Below are 15,662 nucleotides of genomic sequence, written 5' to 3'. Positions count from 1 at the left end.
CCCGGCAACAATAAGGCGCAAAGAGGGAATATTGGCGAACGGAGAGGGTCGGGTTTTTTCACCTGTTTTTCCGGTAGTTGGCGGCTTGCCCAGGCACCGGATTCAGGTGGCCGCGACACTCAACCAAAGGCGCAGGCCGCGCATGGGGCCAAATACGGCGGAAAAACGGCGCTCTGCCACCGGGAATCGGGGTCTGCGCCGGATATTGGTTAACAGGTGGAAACAATAAACGCCCCCGGATCGGCGGGCTGTCCACCGGCCTGGGAGCGCTGAAATCTTTGGGAAGACCCCGCCCAAGGCCGACCTGAGACCGACCCGGGACCGGCTGTGTTCAGGCCTGCGGCTGCAGGGCAGGCCGCACAGCGGGATCAAACGCTGGGATCGGCCTACTGTGGTTCGCGCTGTTCCAGCAGTTTGGCAACCTCTGCGACATGTTCCACCGTCAGCGGCTTGCGGATGAATTCCTTGACAACCTCCATGCCTTTGGCGCGCTGCTCATCCTCTGGATGCAGCGAGGTGGTCAGCATCACCACCACCATTCTGGCAAAGGCGCTGCCGAATTCCTGCATTGCGGCATCCAGGAATTCAAAGCCGTTCATCCGCGGCATGTTGATGTCCAGAAAGATGACATCCACCTCCAGGTCCGGATGTGCGATCAGATGGGCAAGCGCCTCATCCGCATAAGTGAAGCACATGACGTTATCCACCAGTCCGGAGCGGTCCATAACCCGCCTGTAGATCCGCTGATCGACCTCATCGTCGTCAATAATGATCGCCAGTTTAATGCGCTTCGTCATTCTATTGTCCCTTTGCCGCCCGACTGGCGGATGTCGTTCAAGGCAGTTCGTTCAACCATAGCAGGACTTCAAAGGCGGTGCCGCCGTTGATCCCGTCGGTAACTGTGATGCTGCCGTGGTGATTTGAGGCGATTCTTCTGCAAATTGTCAATCCAAGACCAGAACCCGTATAGCTTGAACTTGCGTGAAGCCGCTGAAACAATCCGAAAACTTTCTGGCGCAGCGCAGCGGGAATGCCGATGCCATTGTCTGACACCGAAATGCGGACCTGGTCCGGCCTGTCGCCGCTGCGCGGTGGGACCATGCGGATTTCGATCCGTGGTGCCCGGTCCGGGGCACGGAATTTGATGGCGTTTGCCAACAGGTTCTGAAACAGGATCCGCAACTGCAGCGCGTGGCCGTGAACCGGCGGCAGCGTTTCCATCCGGATGTCCGCGCCGCTGCGCGCAATATCTGCCGCCAGATCCTCCTTCAGCGCCTCCAGCAGCGGCCCCATCTCCACCTGTTCAAAGACCGGGCGTTCTTCAATGATCCGGGCATAGTTCAGCACATCCTCCACCAATTGCCCCATGCGGGTGTTGGTGCGCTTCATGTCGGCCAGGGTCTGCAGGGCCCCTTCATCCTCCAGGCTAAGCTGCTCCAGCTCTTCAATCAGCATGCCGATCGTGTTGGACGGGGACTTGAGATCATGGGACACCGCATAGGTGAATTCCGCCTGCTCTTTGTTTGCCTCCTGCAGCCGCTGGTTGCTGGCATCCAGTTCGCTTGCATAGCTGTAGGACGCCGTCGCTGAACGGCTGATGGCCTCTGCAAGCTGCGCCAGTTCGCCCACCGCCTTGCCGGCGTGCTCTGGCAGCCGCCCCGGCTGGCGGCCTGGCTGCAGATTATTCGCGTGGCGCGCCAGGCTGACCAGATGCCTGCCGATCATCAACTGGTAAATCACCAAAAGACATGCCGCCACCACCGCCGTCTTTACCCCGTTGGACAACAGAATGACGCCGGCGCGGTTCAGGGTGCGCCTATAGACCTCTTGAAAGTCGGCCTGCACGGACAGCTGGCCAAGAACCTGCTCCGCTTCGCCCTGGCCACGCACGACCGGCATGTCAAATTCCTGGCCCGGCGCGTCTGTCCGCCGGCCTGCGGACCAGACCGTCCCGCCGCTGTCGCGCAGCTCTGCGTGGCGGATACCCTTGACGTTGATCAAACTGTTCAGCTGCGAGCGGATGAGAACATCGTCAAACAGCCACAGGCTCTCGGCCATGGCTGGCAGCACCGTTGTTTCGATGACTGCAACCGACTGAAAAACCTCCTCGCGGTCGCGCCGGTAGTCCAGGAACAGCTGCAACGCCGTCATGAACAGGGCAATGACGCTGCTGCACAGGACTGCCAGCACTGCAAACCGGCGGCCCACCGGGCTTTGCGCACCCAAGCGGAAGCTGTCGCGCAGCCGCGCAAACAGGCCTGCGGGCACTATTTGCAGCATGAGCCCCCTTCCGCTGTGCTGGTCTTCATATCATTCCCCACCTCAGCCTGCCTCGCTGCGCCTTGGCATCTTCTGTGGCGAGCGATGCTTCAGCTCCTTGCTTTTGATAAGTTTATTTGGCGGATTGTTGCACAAATGCTTTAACTTTTGACAAGTAGAAACAAGAAAACTTTGACAAAAACCGACATTGGCAAAACCACCAGGAGAGCATTGATGATCCATATGTTCCAGAAACTCGCGATTGCGGGGCTGTTCCTTTTTCCCCGCGCCGCGCTGGCAGAGGCTGAACTGTCGTTTTGCTATGATCCTTATCCGCCCTACACATTGGGCCAGTCGGGGGAACCTGAGGGTGGAACCAAGGTTGAACTGCTTGCCGCGGTGACCCAGCGGATCGACGCTGTGTCGGCGCGGGTGCAGATCCTGCCCTGGAAACGCTGCCAGGAACTGGCGCGCAGCGGCGATATGGATGGCATCCTGCCGCTGTTCAAGAATGAAGAACGAGCATCCTACCTGACCTTCAGCGAGGCTGCATTCCTGCAAAAGGACAGCTTTTGGTTTCTGAGCTCACGGTTTCCCCAGGGTCTGCCTGGCGGCGGCAGTGATTTCCCCGCGTTGTCCGACCTGCGCCTGGGGATGCTGAATGGTGGTTTCATCGATGAGGAAATGGAAGCCGCATTGTCCGTAGCACAGCCGATCACCCGCGCCCGCGATGTTCCGGCGCTGCTCAAGCTGCTGCAATCAAACCGGGTGGACCTGATTGCCATCAGCGAGGAGGTCGGGCATTTCACAGTGAAATCAGCAGGGCTGGCAGGGCAGATTGTGCCCGCCGCATCGCCGATTTCCGCCCGCTATTCCTATTTCGGCCTTTCCAAAGCCAGCGGCGCCGACAAATATGTATCCGAATTCAACCGGGCGCTCGCAGAACTGCATGCGGAAGGAGAGGTTCTCCGGATTCAGAACGGGAATGCAGCCACCCAGTGATCAAGACGCAGCCGCACCGGAAAATGCTCATGTTCAGGCCCGCCGATCCCCTGACCCACACAGTGCTGCGGGTCTTTGCATTGCTCTCTGCTGCCGCTGCGGGGCTCACAGGCTTGGGGCTGGCAGTTTTCCTGACGCCACCGCTGCAGGCTGAACTGCCATCCCCCTGGGCGCTGGCTGCCGCAGCCCTTTTTGTGTTCGGAACATTTGCCGCCGCGCTTTTCTGCTGCGTGAACAGGCTCGTGCTGCGTCGGCTGGCCGCCTTGAGCCCAGATGGCTGCGACCAGCACAACGGCCCGCCCGCAGAGCAGGGTACCGGCATGCTGGACAGGATCGAAACTAGCCTGACCCGGCATGAAACCCGGATCGGAGAGCAGCTGGCCCAGCTTCAGAGCGAAGTTTCGGAACGGCGCGCCGCAGAGCAGGAAGCAAAGGACGCCCTGGCGGTCCAGACAAGTTTCCTGGCCACAACCAGCCACGAATTGCGCACGCCTCTCAATGCCATGCTGGGGCTGCTGCACCTGATCCAGATCGCGCCGGATACCCCACCGAAATGCAAACAGCACGCCCGCACCGCCCTGTCGGCGGGCCAGCGGCTGCTAGAAATGGTCAGCAATACCCTGGAGGCCGCCAAATTGGAGGCCAAGGCCGTGACCATCAATCCGCACCAGACCGATATCAGGCGGCTGACCCGGCATTGGCTGGTGACCGCCGAAGCATCGCTGCACCGCCGCAGCCGGGATGACGATGTCACCGCCTTGCTGGAACTGTCTCCGGACCTTGACCCGGAGTATTATCTGGACGGCGGCAGGGTCTCCCAGATTATCGGCAATCTCACTGACAACGCCTCCAAGTTCACCGCCTTGGGCAAGGTGCAGATTGCGGTCAGCCCGCTTGCCGGGTCGAAGCACGGGCTGGAAATCCGCATCCGGGATACCGGCGAAGGCATTCCGGCTGAGGTGCGGGGGCAGATCTTTGAACGCTTCACCCAGGGCAAGCAGGGCATGAGCCGCCCGCATGACGGGGCCGGCCTGGGTCTTTGGATCTGCACCGACCTGGCACATCTGATGGGCGGATCGCTGGAGCTTCTGGACGCGCCCACAGCTGCGGGGTTTGCCACCGAGTTTCTGTTGAAGCTGCCCCTGCCGCAGGCGGCTGCACTTTGAGGACAGCAGGCGCGGTCTGCGCGCCTGCCTGGATATTTGCCGGAACCAAAGCCTAGCCCAGCACTGCCTTCACAGCGCGCAGGGTGGCGTCGGCCACCTGATCGGCCTCGGCCCGGGTCAGGCAGAACGGCGGCGCAAAGCCCAGGATGTCGCCCTGCGGCATGGCGCGGGCGATGACCTTGTCCTGCTCCAACAGCTTGGCCGAAATCTGCGGCCCGATCTTGTCGGCGGCATCAAAGAAAGTGCGGCTGTCCTTGTCCTTCACAAATTCCACCGCACAGAGCATCCCCTCGCCGCGCACGTCGCCCACATTGGCGTGACCCTCCAGCGCCTCGGCCATGATCGCATTCAGATAGGCGCCAGTATCGCCGGCATTGCTGACAAGGTTCAGCGCGTCAATCAGCTTGAGGTTCGCCACCCCTGCCGCCGCCCCGATCGGATGCGCCGAATAGGTCCAGCCGTGGCCGATCGGGCCGTTTTCATCGGTGCCCTGCTCCAGCACCTTCCAGACCTTGTCTGAAACGATGGAGCCGGACAGCGGAGCATAGGCGGAGGTGAGACCCTTGGCGATGGTGATGATATCAGCCTCGATCCCATAGTGATCAGAGCCGAACATGGTGCCAAGGCGCCCGAAACCGGTCACGACTTCATCCGCCACCAGCAGAATGTCGTGCTTCTTCAGCACCGCCTGAATGGCCTGCCAATAGCCCGTGGGCGGGGGCACAATGCCGCCGGTGCCCAGAACCGGCTCACCGATGAAGGCGGCGATGGTGTCGGCACCCTCGCGCTCGATCAGCGCTTCCAGTTCGGCAGCGCAATGGGCCACGAATTGCTCCTCGCTCTGATCCAAGTCGGCGCGGCGGTAGTAGTACGGCGCCTCAGTATGGATCACCTGCTCCACCGGCAGGTCGAACTTCTTGTGGAACAGCTCAAGACCTGTCAGCGAACCGGTGACGAGGCCGGAGCCGTGATAGCCGCGCCAACGAGAGATGATCTTTTTCTTCTCGGGCCGGCCCAGGATATTGTTGTAATACCAGATCAGCTTGACGTTGGTTTCATTGGCGTCAGAGCCGCCAAGGCCGAAATAGACCTTGGACATATTCGCAGGCGCCCGGTCCAGGATCATCTTGGCCAGGGTGATCGAAGCCTCGGTGCCATGGCCGACATAGGAATGGTAATAGGCCAGCTCCCGCGCCTGATCCGCAATGGCTTCGGCGATCTCCTGGCGGCCATAGCCCACGTTCACACAGTAAAGCCCCGCAAAGGCATCCAGCAGCCTGTTGCCATCCCGGTCTTCGATAAAGACGCCAGAGGCGGTCTTGATCACCCGGTTCGGGCTGTCGCCGCGGGCGTGCTGGGCAAGATGGGTCGAGGGGTGAAAGAAGTTCTCGCGGTCCCACTGGTCAAGCTGGTCGTTTTTCAGCATCGGTCATCCTCACAAATAAGGCGGCGCGCCGCCGGTTGATATTCAGGAGGAGGTCTGCGCGGATCCAGCGCCGGTGCTGCGCAGGATTGGCGGACATCTCCACCCGACCCTCAGCAGCAGCGCGCAATGCCTTTATTGCCAAGGTAAAACAGGCCTACACGGCCCGTCCGGTTATTTCCAGTTTTTGTTCAGCTGCCGGTCACTCCAATCACTGCCACGCAGTCGCCGGATTTGATCAGGCCGGGGAAGTGGCGGCTGATCACCAGCCCTGCGCGGCGGGCGCGGTACTCCACCGGTGGCTGTCCGGTGCGGTCCAGCGGCCAGACCCGCGCCAGCAGGTCACCCTTGGCAACCGCTTCGCCCAGATCCGCCATGATCTCAAACAGCCCGCCGCCTTCGCTGAACAGGAAGCAGTCATCATCCGGCATCGTGAGCTTCACAGTCTCATCAATCTGCATCTCGCCCTGCAGGATGCCCGCATGGATCAGCACATTGCGCAGCCCCTTTTTGGCAATCGCATTGCTGCGCGCGGTGGAGGAACCACCGCCGCCAAGTTCGGTGGTGACCAGAACCTTGCCCATCTCCTCAACCGCGGTGTCGTACATGCCCGCGCTGTCGATCTCCAGCAGCTCCACCGAATAGGGCGCGTTGAACGCCTTCATCGCGGCAAAGCAGGCTTCCTGCGTTGCCTTGTCGTCCAGAATATGGGCGGCGGCAAAGGGCACGAAGTCCAGCGTCTTGCCGCCAGAGTGGAAATCCACCGCCAGATCCGCCAGCGGCAGCAATGTGCGCTGGAAGTAATCGGCGATTTTCTCGGTCACGGTGCCGTCGGGGCGGCCCGGAAACGCGCGATTCATATTGCCCTTGTCGATGGGTGAGGTGCGGCTGCCCGCCCGGTAGGCCGGGTAGTTGAAGGCCGGCACGATGATCAGCCTGCCGGTCACGTCCTCTGCCTTGGTGGTGGCCGCCAGTTCCTGCAGCGCAATCGGGCCTTCGTATTCGTCGCCGTGGTTGGCCCCGGTCAAAAGCGCCGTCGGGCCTTCGCCGTTTTTGATCACCGTCAGCGGGATCATCACAGACCCCCAGGCAGAATCATCGCGGCTGTAGGGCAGTTTCAGAAAGCCGTGCTGCACCCCATCCTGATCCAGCGGGATAGTGGAGGAAATTGGATTTGCCTTCATGGGTCAGTCCTTTACCAGCATCTTGCGCGGCACATTCGACAGGCACTCCGGCCCGTTTGCCCCGATGCGGATGCTTTCGGTGATCTCGAAACCCCAATCTTCCATCCAGAGACCAGTCATGAAATGAAATGTCATGTTCTCTTGCAGAACACTGGTGTCGCCCGGACGCAGCGACATGGTGCGCTCGCCCCAGTCCGGCGGGTAGCTGACCCCGATCGGATAGCCGGTGCGGTTGTCCTTTTCGATGCCGTATTTTTTCAGCACCTTGAAAAACGCTTTGGCAATGTCTTCGCAGGTGTTGCCGACCCTGGCCATCTCCAGCCCCGCCTCCATGCCCTCGAGCACCGCCTTTTCCGCGTCCAGAAAGGTCTGCGTCGGCTTGCCCAGAAACACCGTGCGCGACAGCGGGCAATGGTAGCGGTGAACAACACCGGCGATCTCAAAAAACGTGCCTTCGCCGGGCTTCATCGGCAGGTCGTCCCAGGTCAGATGCGGCGCGGCGGCATCCGGCCCGGACGGCAGCAACGGCACAATCGCCGGGTAATCGCCACCAAAGCCAAGGCCCGCGTCATAGCGCAGGGCCGCGTCATAGATATCGGCCACCAGATCGCATTTGCGCATCCCCGGCTCGACTTTATCAAAGATCCGCTGGTGCATGCGTTCGACGAGTTTGCCAGCCTGGCGCATATAGGTCAGCTCGGCTTCGGACTTCACCGCCCGCTGCCAATTGACCAGCGCATTGGCATCAGCAAAACGCGCATTCGGCAGATGCTTTTGCAGCGACATGAAGGCCGCCGCGGTGAACCAGTAATTGTCCATCTCAACGCCGATCACGCCGCCGTCCAGCCCGCGATCCTTCAGCTGCGCCGACAGGTAATCCATCGGATGGCGTTCGGTCGACTGCACGTAATGGTCCGGGTAGCCGATGATATTGGCGGGATCCATATAGCAGGTGCGCAGCGCGCCATTGGCGTCCTGGCCGCGCCCGTACCAGAGCGGCGCGCCCTCCAGACCCAGCACAACGCATTGATGCACATAAAAGGACCAGCCGTCGTAACCGGTCAGCCAGTTCATGTTCGACGGATCAGTGACGATCAGAAGATCAAGCCCGCGGCGGGCCATTTCGGCCCGCGTCTTGTCGAGACGCGCCTGATATTCTGCACGGGTAAAATACAGCGTGGGGTCTGCCATTTGCGTGGCTCCTGATTGATCAGCTGGTGAAAGCGGCACCGGCCCCCGCCGCATCCGCGCGGTGGCCTGCAAGGGTTGCGATGGCGGTGTCCTGAACACCGGTGCCGGTCAGATCGGCAATGATCAGGTCGCTGTCCGTGCGGCGTCCAGCGGCCTGACCTGCGGTGATGCTGCCAAGTTCGGCAAAGCTTTGCTCGGGGGCGATCAGCCCTGCCGCAACGGCACTGCGCAGCTCGCCTTTGACGGTGCATTGGGACTGGCTGTCCGGCACATAAAGATCCGCCCTGGTCAGGCAAGCTGGCTCCAGCTCGCATTTGTGCTCCTGATCCGATCCCATGGCGATCACCAGCTGCCCCGGCTGCAGCCAGTCTGCCCGGATCACAGGGTCTGCGGCGGGCGTGGTGGTGACCACGATGTCTGCGGAGGCAACCGCCTGGGCGATATCCGCGCTGACGGTGATTTCAATCCCCAGCTCGCCGCGCAGGCTGGCGGCGGCGGCTTCGGCCTTGGCCCCGTCGCGCGCCCAGATCACCGCGCTTTGGATATCGCGCACCAGGGTCATCGCCTGCAGCTGCATTTTCGACTGCACCCCGGCGCCGATGATGCACACATGCGATGCATCCGCCCGCGCCAGGTGGCGCGCTGCTACCGCCCCGGCCGCTGCGGTGCGCACATCGGTCAGATAACCATTGTCCAGCAACAGCGACTGAAGAAGGCCGGTTTTGCTGGAAAACACCACCATCAGCCCGGTGGTGCTGGGCAGGCCAATCATGGGATTGTCGAAGAACCCGGGGCTCATCTTCATGGCAAAGCTGTCTATGCCCGGCACATAGGCGGTTTTCACGCAGACCTCGCCGTTATGATCCGGCACCGGCAGCGTCATGATCGGCGGCATCACCACCTTGCCACCCGCCAGCGTGGTGAAGCCCTGTTCGACACATTCCACCGCCTCCATGTCCAGCGGCACCAATGCGCGCAGCTCTGCCTCGGTCAGGATTCTGATGTCAGGCATCTGCGCCTCCCTTTGTCTCGGCTTCCACATCCACGTCTTCACCGTCGATGATGCGTTTGTGCAGGTCCATGGCGATGTTCTGGCCGCTCACCAGCGACACGCAACGCCCCGGGGCGTCGATCTTGCCCGCCAGCAACGCTGCAATGCCAACGCTGCCGGAGCCTTCAATAATCTGGCGCTCCTCGAAATAGGCATGGCGAATGGCCGCGGCGATTTCCGCCTCGGTCACCAGCACCACCTCATCGACAAACGCCTTTGTCATTTGAAATGTATAGGCATTGTCCAGCCCGATGCCGCCGCCCAGAGAATCCGCCAGCGTCGGCAGTTCCTCCACTTGAACGGGCTTGCCCGCCTGCAGGCAGGCATGCATCGCCGCACCGCGTTCCATGCTGATGCCGATGACGCGGATCTCCGGGTTGGCCGCCTTCAGCACCATGCCCACGCCGGAAATCAGCCCGCCACCGGACAAGGGCACCAGAACGGTATCGAGATCCGGCGCCTGCTCCAGCATTTCCAGCGCCACCGTGCTCTGGCCTGCGATGATGTCCGGGTGGTCAAAAGGCGGCAGCATGGTCATGCCTTCCGCCACCAGCCGGTCCACCTCCACCTGCGCATCATCCTGCGAGTGTCCCACGATGCGCACCTCGGCGCCGTGGGATTGGATGCCCTCAACCTTGTTCTGCGGCACCAGTTTGGACATGCAGATGATACAGCGCACACCGGCCTGCGCCGCCGCATAGGCCAGACCGCGCCCATGGTTGCCGGTGGAGACGCCCACCACACCCGCCGCGCGCTGCGCCTGCGTCAGGGACAGCACCGCATTGGTGGCGCCGCGCAGCTTGAAACTGCCGGTGATCTGGCTGTTCTCCAGCTTCAGCGCCACCCGGCCACCGCTGATCCGGCTAAGCGCAGGCGAGTCCAGCAGCTGAGTCCGCCGGATTCGCCCGGCAATCCGCGTTCGGGCGGCGTAGCTGTCCTGCAGGGTGAGGATCTTTGTCATCTGACGCCCCTCTTGCCAATTTCTGTTTGGAAAGGCCCGCCGCAGCCTGCACCGGAACCGCTGGCTCCGGCCCAATCCGGGCACCCAGTGACAGCTTGGTAAAGACGGGTCCTGCGAGTCAATATTTTTGTTACACGACACTCAGAAAGCCAGCGCCTTGGGGCTATTTCTGCGGCAATAATCCTCCAGCGCATCCGGCAGCAGGCCGCCCAGGATCAGTCTCAGGCAGGCACAGACTGTGCACCGGCGGGGATTAGCTGATGAGGAGTGGCTTCTCCGCCACCACGCTCTTTCCCGGCCGCGTCCGCGCGGTCAACGCCGACAGATCGGCACCCCATCCTCCTGCAGGCCGATAGGCAGGCAGTTTAACTAACTTCAAAGCAACTCGTCGGCGCCCGAATAGCCCAATGTTTGCTACCCTTTGGAAAGGATTGCGGCGAAAATGCGGCGGTTCCGCCCCAATTGCCCGATTGTGGCCGCGATCATTCCCCATTCCGCCGACAGCGTTAAGCTCTGCCCCTGCCCTTTTGGCCGGGACGACGCTGCCAGGAGGACTTGACGCCGTGCCGCACGATCTATCTTCCGCCGATCCGGCGCATGCCTGCGAACTGCCCTGCGGCGTCAAGCTGCTGCAGGGCCAGTACCAGATTGAGCGCCCGCTGATCAGCGGCGGCTTCGGCATCACCTATCTGGCCCGCGACAGTCTGGAACGGCGGGTGGTGATCAAGGAATGTTATCCGGCAGGGCTGTGCCGCCGCAATGGCGCCGACGTGGAACCGGCGGCGCCGGAGCACGCCAAATCCTGCCGCAATGTGCTGCGCGCCTTTCTGCGCGAGGCGCATCTGCTGGCCCGCGCCGAACACCCCGGCATTGTCGGCGTGCATCAGGTCTTCAAGGAAAACCAGACCGCCTATATCGCAATGGAGTTCATCGACGGGCTTGACCTGCTGACCGTGCGCGAAGAGCAGCCGGAACGGCTGGACGCCCCGGTGCTGCGGCAGATCCTGTCCCAGGCGCTGGAGGCGCTTGGCTGCCTGCACGGCCTGGGCATCCTGCACCGCGACATCTCGCCCGACAATTTCCTGCTGGGTCAGGACGGCAGCCTGACGCTGATCGACTTTGGCGCCGCCGCTGGCAGCACCCCCAAGGATGACACCGCCTTGCCGACGCTGCTGGCCGTCAAGGACGGCTACTCCGCGCATGAGCTGTACAAGCCCGACCTGCCGCAGCGCCCGGCCTGCGACATCTATGCGCTTGGCGCCACCTTCTATTACCTGATCACCGGCGCGCCACCGGTCGGCAGCCAGCAGCGGCTGACTGCCGTGATGGCCGGCAACCCGGACCCCTGCCCGACGCTGCTCGGCGGGCCCTGGGCGGCTGACCCGGCGCTTCTGGCCAGCGTCGATCAGGCAATGTCGGTGCTGCCGGCCGAACGCTTCCAATCGACGCGCGAATGGGCAGTGATGCTGGCAGACTGCGATGCCGAAGACCCCGTGCCTGCGGCGGCAGAAGCCGGTCACGCGCTGCCGCCCAAAGCTCAGCCCGCGCCCACCGACAGCGGCGCGCTGGATGCAACAATCGCCGATCTGGTGGCCGCCACCAATTCCAGCCTCACCCCCGGCCAGCCGCGCCTTTCCCGGCAGGAAACGGCCCCGGCGCCGCCACCCGAGAAACCGCGCCGGATGGTCAATCTGTTCGGCGAGCCGATCAGCGATCTGGAGGCATGGCTGGCCGAAGAAGACGCAAGGCCACGGCGCAGCCGCAACACTCCGGTCGCAGCCCAGCCCGAAGCCACCGCAAGCGGCAGTTTCGACGCGGCGGACAAACCCTCATTCGCAGGTCGCCTGCGCAGGATTTTCGGGTTCCAGGACGGCACCCCGGCAACCGTTAAGAACTGAAGGAAACGGCAATGAAGTTCATCAAGGATATCATCGGCGAAAAGCGGGAGCGGGTGCGGACGGAGGCAGCGGTCCTGCCCGACGCCACCCCCGTGCAGCCGCCAAAGCGCGACCCGTTCGACAGCCTCGCTGCCGCGCCACAGGCAGCGACGGAACCGGAACAATCCGCTGCGCCCTTCAGTCTGGACCCGGGTTTCCAGCTTGACCCGGACCCGGAAACCGCCACCGGAAAGTATACGCTGCCCGAGGATTTCCTGGACGAGGACCTGTCGGAAGACGCGCCCGGCAGCGCGCCCCAGGACAGCCCAGAGGATTTTCTGGACAGCCAGGACCGCCCTGCCCCGGAAGAGGACACCATTGCCGCCTTCTTTGCCCGCGAGCAGGAGACTGCTTTAGAGCCGACGGCGGCGGCACCGGACGCTGCGCCAAAGGTCTCAGGCCCCGAACGCCAGGCCGCAGAAGACGCCGCGGCGGAGCCCTTTGCCGAAGACGCAGATTTCAGCCGTCTGCGGCAGCAGCCGGATGCGACTCCCTCTGAAACCCACCGGGTCTTTCATCGCAAACCCGCCACCGCAGCGCAGCCGGAACCCGCCCCCGCAAAGGCACCGCCAGTGCGCCAACCTGATCCCCGACCCGAACCTGCTCCGCAGCCGTTGGCAGAGGCACAGCCTGCACCCGAGGCCCCGCAGATACAGGCGCCCGCCCCGTCTCCGGCCCCTTCCGCAGCCCCGAAACCGGTGCCGCAACCCGCAGCGGCGCAGGCCGCCACGGCTGACCCCGCACCGATCGACGTGCCCGCACCCTCGATGGGCCGTGGTGCCAGCCGTGGCGGCCGGGTGAAAACCCGCCTGCTGGGCTTCAGCCCGGCGCAGGCGCCCGGCGGCGACCCGTTTTCGCGCAGCGCCGAAGGTTCCGCCCCCGGCTACACCCAGTTCCCGGTTGGCTGGCTGGCGGTGGTGCAGGGCCCGGGCCGCGGTGCTGCCTTCACCCTGTTCAACGGCGTCTCTGTCATCGGCCGCGGCGAAGACCAGACCGTGCGGATCGACTTCGGCGACAACAGCATCTCGCGCGACAACCATGCAGCCATCGCCTATGACCCAGAGCAAAAGGCGTTTTACATCGGCCATGGCGGCAAGGCCAACCTGGTGCGCCGCAATGGCCGCCCGGTGCTCAGCACCGAAGAGCTGTCAGCCGGGGATGAGATCCGCATCGGCGAAACCACATTGCGTTTCGTGCCGCTGTGCGGGGCCGGGTTCGGCTGGGACGAGCCGCAGCAGGATGAAAGCGCCCATGCTGCACTCCGCTGAACTTGAATACGACGCCGCGACCGCCATCAGCCAGGGCCGCCGCGCGCGTCAGGAGGATGCCGTCGCCGCCGACTTTCTGGCTGGCTCCGGCACCGGTTTTGCAGTGCTGGCCGACGGTATGGGCGGCCATGCGGCCGGCGATGTCGCAGCCAGGATCGTGGTGACCGAAGTATTCGCAGAGCTGAAGCTGCGCGCGGGCGATCCGGAACAGCTGGAGCCCGCCATCGGCGAAATCCTGCATGGCGCCGCCGATGGCGCCAACGCCTGCCTTGGTGAATACGCCAGCCATCAGCCGCAGCTGCAGGCCCGCGGCATGGGCGCGACCCTGCTGGCGCCGGTGCTGTTTCGTGACCGGCTGTACTGGATTTCAGTCGGGGATTCACCGCTCTACCTGTTCCGCGACGGCGCCCTGATCCGGCTCAATGCCGATCATTCCATGGCGGCAGAGCTGGAAAAGCTGGTTGCCCGGGGCCGGATGGACGCAACCGAGGCCGCCACCCACCCGGACCGACACTGCGTCACCTCGGTGCTGACCGGCGCCGACATTCCGCAGATCGACTGCCGAAGCGCGCCGGTGCGGCTGCAGCACGGCGATATCGTGCTGGCTGCCAGCGACGGGCTTCTGTTCCTGACAGAAGAAGAGATAGCCGAAGTGCTGGACGCCGAATGCCACAGCTCCAGCGCCCGCATCGGGGCCGCGCTGATGCGGCGGCTGAAGGTTCTGGATGCGCCAGAGCAGGACAACGCCGCCTTCTGCGTGATCAAACCCTTTGATCCGCAGGCACCGCTGCCTGTGCAGCCTGAAGCCGCTGCCGCAAATGCCGCCGTACCACCGCAGCAGCCCGATACAGCGCAGGTTCAGGCTGCAGACCCGCCGCCGCCTGAACCCTCCCCCGCCGCCGCCCACCAGCGGACTGGCCGCCGGGTTGTCACCTTCATGGCCACCTCTTCCTGGCGCGCCGCGCCAGAGGTTGGCCGCAGCAAGACGGATGCATCCGCGTGAGCCTTCCTCAGAGAGACATAAGCCCGCTGGCAGGCCAGCTTGAACAGACGCTCAGCGCAGGCCAGCTGCCGTCAGAGATCTGCGGCTGGGGCAGCCAGCTCTTGCAGCGCTTGCGCCAGCCGGTGCGGGTGGCGGTCGCGGGCAGCCCAGGCAGCGGTAAATCCGCCCTGATCGACATGCTTTTGGGCCGGGTGGTGATCGGCCGTAGCGGCAATGGCCTGCTGATCGATGTCTGCCATGGCGCCCGGGAACAGGTTGAAATTGAAACCGCCGCAGGTCAGCGCCTGCAGCTGCCGGGGCTGCTGGCACAGCAGGAGCTGCCGCAGGACGCCCGCCGGGTGCGCCAGACCCTGCCCGACCCGCGGCTGCGCTGGCACAGCTTTCGCGAACTGCCGCTGGCCGGCCCGCAGGCCGCGCAGCACGAGATGCTGCAGCAGGCCGCCGCAAGCGCCGACATCTTCCTGTGGTGCAGCCAGGATTTTTCCGGTGCCGAGCAGGCGCTCTGGGCCGCGATGCCCGACAGCACAAAGGATCACAGTTTCCTTGTTCTCACCATGGCCGACCGCCAGGTGATGCGCGGCACCCTGCCCGCTGTGATCGAGGCCCTGCAGCCGGTGGCCGCAGAAGAGTTCCTCGGCGTCTATCCGGTCGCCGCAATCCAGGGGCTCACCGCCCGCTCTGCAGAGACCCCGCAGGACGGTCTCTGGCGGTCCAGCGGCGGCAAGCAGCTGGCCGAAGACGTGCAACGTCAGGTCCAGCTGGGCCGCGCCTCGGACGTCGATCAGGCAGAGCTGCTGATCCGCCAGTTCGGTGGCACCCTGCCACCGCAGAGCACACCGGCAGCAACAGTCACAACACAGGGCCCGGCAGCATCGGCCCCGGCAGTGTCCCGCGCCGCACCGCAAACCGCCTGCCTCGCCGCCGCGCTCGACCAGCTGCAAACCGGCGCCCAGGCGATGCTGGCCGAGGCCGAAGCCGCAGGCGGCGCCCAGGCCGGCCCGGTGCTGGCGAACTGCATGGAGATGATCCGCAGCCTGTCGCAGTCACTCGACACCCTGCCCGCCGGTGCCGCAGCCGAAGCCGCCCGCACCGCCGTGCAGGACGGCGAGGAAATGCTGATGCTGTGCCAGCTGGAACAAGATGAAAATGCGGCGGTCGACGCGGTGACACTGCTGATCCAGCTGAAAAAGGAACTGATGGAAGACCCGCCAGAGTAA

General features: G+C 63.7%; 13 protein-coding genes. 6 read left to right on the top strand and 7 right to left on the bottom strand.

The window, feature by feature from the left end:
* Nucleotides 1–386 precede the first annotated feature (386 nt).
* Nucleotides 387–797 carry a response regulator gene (locus ACP151_RS09015; RefSeq protein WP_424978555.1) on the bottom strand — a complete coding sequence of 137 codons (411 nt, stop codon included), beginning with the start codon at nt 795–797 and terminating at the stop codon, nt 387–389.
* 37 nt (nt 798–834) lie between these two features.
* Nucleotides 835–2,280, bottom strand: coding sequence for a sensor histidine kinase (locus tag ACP151_RS09010; RefSeq protein WP_424978554.1), 1,446 nt, complete (start codon nt 2,278–2,280; stop codon nt 835–837).
* Between the two features lie 213 nt (nt 2,281–2,493).
* Here ACP151_RS09010 and ACP151_RS09005 point away from each other — a divergent pair, with 213 nt between their 5' ends.
* Together ACP151_RS09005 and ACP151_RS09000 are read left to right on the top strand one after the other, a co-directional pair.
* Nucleotides 2,494–3,261: a substrate-binding periplasmic protein gene (locus ACP151_RS09005; RefSeq protein ID WP_424978553.1), complete on the top strand. Its 768-nt coding sequence runs from the start codon at nt 2,494–2,496 to the stop codon at nt 3,259–3,261.
* 29 nt (nt 3,262–3,290) lie between these two features.
* Entirely contained in the window at nt 3,291–4,427 is a 1,137-nt protein-coding gene (locus ACP151_RS09000) for a sensor histidine kinase (RefSeq protein WP_424978552.1), read from the top strand.
* A gap of 52 nt (nt 4,428–4,479) precedes the next feature.
* On the opposite strand, the gene ACP151_RS08995 is transcribed toward ACP151_RS09000, so the two are convergent.
* From ACP151_RS08995 to eutB, 5 genes are all read right to left on the bottom strand, one after another.
* Nucleotides 4,480–5,853 (bottom strand): aspartate aminotransferase family protein, encoded by a 1,374-nt coding sequence (locus ACP151_RS08995; RefSeq protein ID WP_424978551.1) that lies wholly within the window; start codon nt 5,851–5,853, stop codon nt 4,480–4,482.
* A 188-nt stretch (nt 5,854–6,041) separates the two neighbouring features.
* Entirely contained in the window at nt 6,042–7,034 is a 993-nt protein-coding gene (gene doeB / locus ACP151_RS08990; RefSeq protein WP_424978550.1) for a N(2)-acetyl-L-2,4-diaminobutanoate deacetylase DoeB, read from the bottom strand.
* 3 nt (nt 7,035–7,037) lie between these two features.
* On the bottom strand, nt 7,038–8,225 hold the full coding sequence (gene doeA / locus ACP151_RS08985; protein ID WP_424978549.1) for an ectoine hydrolase DoeA: 1,188 nt from the start codon (nt 8,223–8,225) through the stop codon (nt 7,038–7,040).
* Nucleotides 8,226–8,244: 19 nt separating this feature from the next.
* Nucleotides 8,245–9,237 carry an ectoine utilization protein EutC gene (gene eutC / locus ACP151_RS08980; RefSeq protein WP_424978548.1) on the bottom strand — a complete coding sequence of 331 codons (993 nt, stop codon included), beginning with the start codon at nt 9,235–9,237 and terminating at the stop codon, nt 8,245–8,247.
* Nucleotides 9,230–10,237, bottom strand: coding sequence for a hydroxyectoine utilization dehydratase EutB (eutB, locus tag ACP151_RS08975; RefSeq protein WP_424978547.1), 1,008 nt, complete (start codon nt 10,235–10,237; stop codon nt 9,230–9,232). Before eutB ends, eutC begins: the two co-directional genes overlap by 8 nt.
* Before the next feature lie 563 nt (nt 10,238–10,800).
* Here eutB and ACP151_RS08970 point away from each other — a divergent pair.
* The 4 genes from ACP151_RS08970 to ACP151_RS08955 are packed head-to-tail and all read left to right on the top strand — an operon-like array spanning nt 10,801 to nt 15,662.
* On the top strand, nt 10,801–12,135 hold the full coding sequence (locus ACP151_RS08970) for a serine/threonine protein kinase (RefSeq protein WP_424978546.1): 1,335 nt from the start codon (nt 10,801–10,803) through the stop codon (nt 12,133–12,135).
* An 11-nt stretch (nt 12,136–12,146) separates the two neighbouring features.
* The gene (locus ACP151_RS08965) at nt 12,147–13,442 is read left to right on the top strand and encodes an FHA domain-containing protein (RefSeq protein WP_424978545.1); all 1,296 of its coding nucleotides are present in this window, start codon (nt 12,147–12,149) and stop codon (nt 13,440–13,442) included.
* Nucleotides 13,426–14,445, top strand: a complete 1,020-nt coding sequence (locus tag ACP151_RS08960) for a PP2C family protein-serine/threonine phosphatase (protein WP_424978544.1) — start codon at nt 13,426–13,428, stop codon at nt 14,443–14,445. Before ACP151_RS08965 ends, ACP151_RS08960 begins: the two co-directional genes overlap by 17 nt.
* The gene (locus tag ACP151_RS08955) at nt 14,442–15,662 is read left to right on the top strand and encodes a hypothetical protein (RefSeq protein WP_424978543.1); all 1,221 of its coding nucleotides are present in this window, start codon (nt 14,442–14,444) and stop codon (nt 15,660–15,662) included. Before ACP151_RS08960 ends, ACP151_RS08955 begins: the two co-directional genes overlap by 4 nt.

It is taken from the genome of Leisingera sp. S232 (assembly GCF_049800895.1).
GTDB lineage: Bacteria > Pseudomonadota > Alphaproteobacteria > Rhodobacterales > Rhodobacteraceae > Leisingera.
Note: the sequence above shows the minus strand (reverse complement) of the source record. Positions and strands in the feature narration are given on the sequence as shown.

Excerpts from the sequence above, each read along its gene's own strand:
- ACP151_RS09015 (WP_424978555.1), bottom strand. The coding sequence starts at position 797 with ATGACGAAGCGCATTAAACTGGCGATCATTATTGACGACGATGAGGTC.
- ACP151_RS09010 (WP_424978554.1), bottom strand. The coding sequence starts at position 2,280 with ATGCTGCAAATAGTGCCCGCAGGCCTGTTTGCGCGGCTGCGCGACAGC.
- ACP151_RS09005 (WP_424978553.1), top strand. The coding sequence starts at position 2,494 with ATGATCCATATGTTCCAGAAACTCGCGATTGCGGGGCTGTTCCTTTTT.
- ACP151_RS09000 (WP_424978552.1), top strand. The coding sequence starts at position 3,291 with ATGTTCAGGCCCGCCGATCCCCTGACCCACACAGTGCTGCGGGTCTTT.
- ACP151_RS08995 (WP_424978551.1), bottom strand. The coding sequence starts at position 5,853 with ATGCTGAAAAACGACCAGCTTGACCAGTGGGACCGCGAGAACTTCTTT.
- doeB (WP_424978550.1), bottom strand. The coding sequence starts at position 7,034 with ATGAAGGCAAATCCAATTTCCTCCACTATCCCGCTGGATCAGGATGGG.
- doeA (WP_424978549.1), bottom strand. The coding sequence starts at position 8,225 with ATGGCAGACCCCACGCTGTATTTTACCCGTGCAGAATATCAGGCGCGT.
- eutC (WP_424978548.1), bottom strand. The coding sequence starts at position 9,237 with ATGCCTGACATCAGAATCCTGACCGAGGCAGAGCTGCGCGCATTGGTG.
- eutB (WP_424978547.1), bottom strand. The coding sequence starts at position 10,237 with ATGACAAAGATCCTCACCCTGCAGGACAGCTACGCCGCCCGAACGCGG.
- ACP151_RS08965 (WP_424978545.1), top strand. The coding sequence starts at position 12,147 with ATGAAGTTCATCAAGGATATCATCGGCGAAAAGCGGGAGCGGGTGCGG.
- ACP151_RS08960 (WP_424978544.1), top strand. The coding sequence starts at position 13,426 with ATGCTGCACTCCGCTGAACTTGAATACGACGCCGCGACCGCCATCAGC.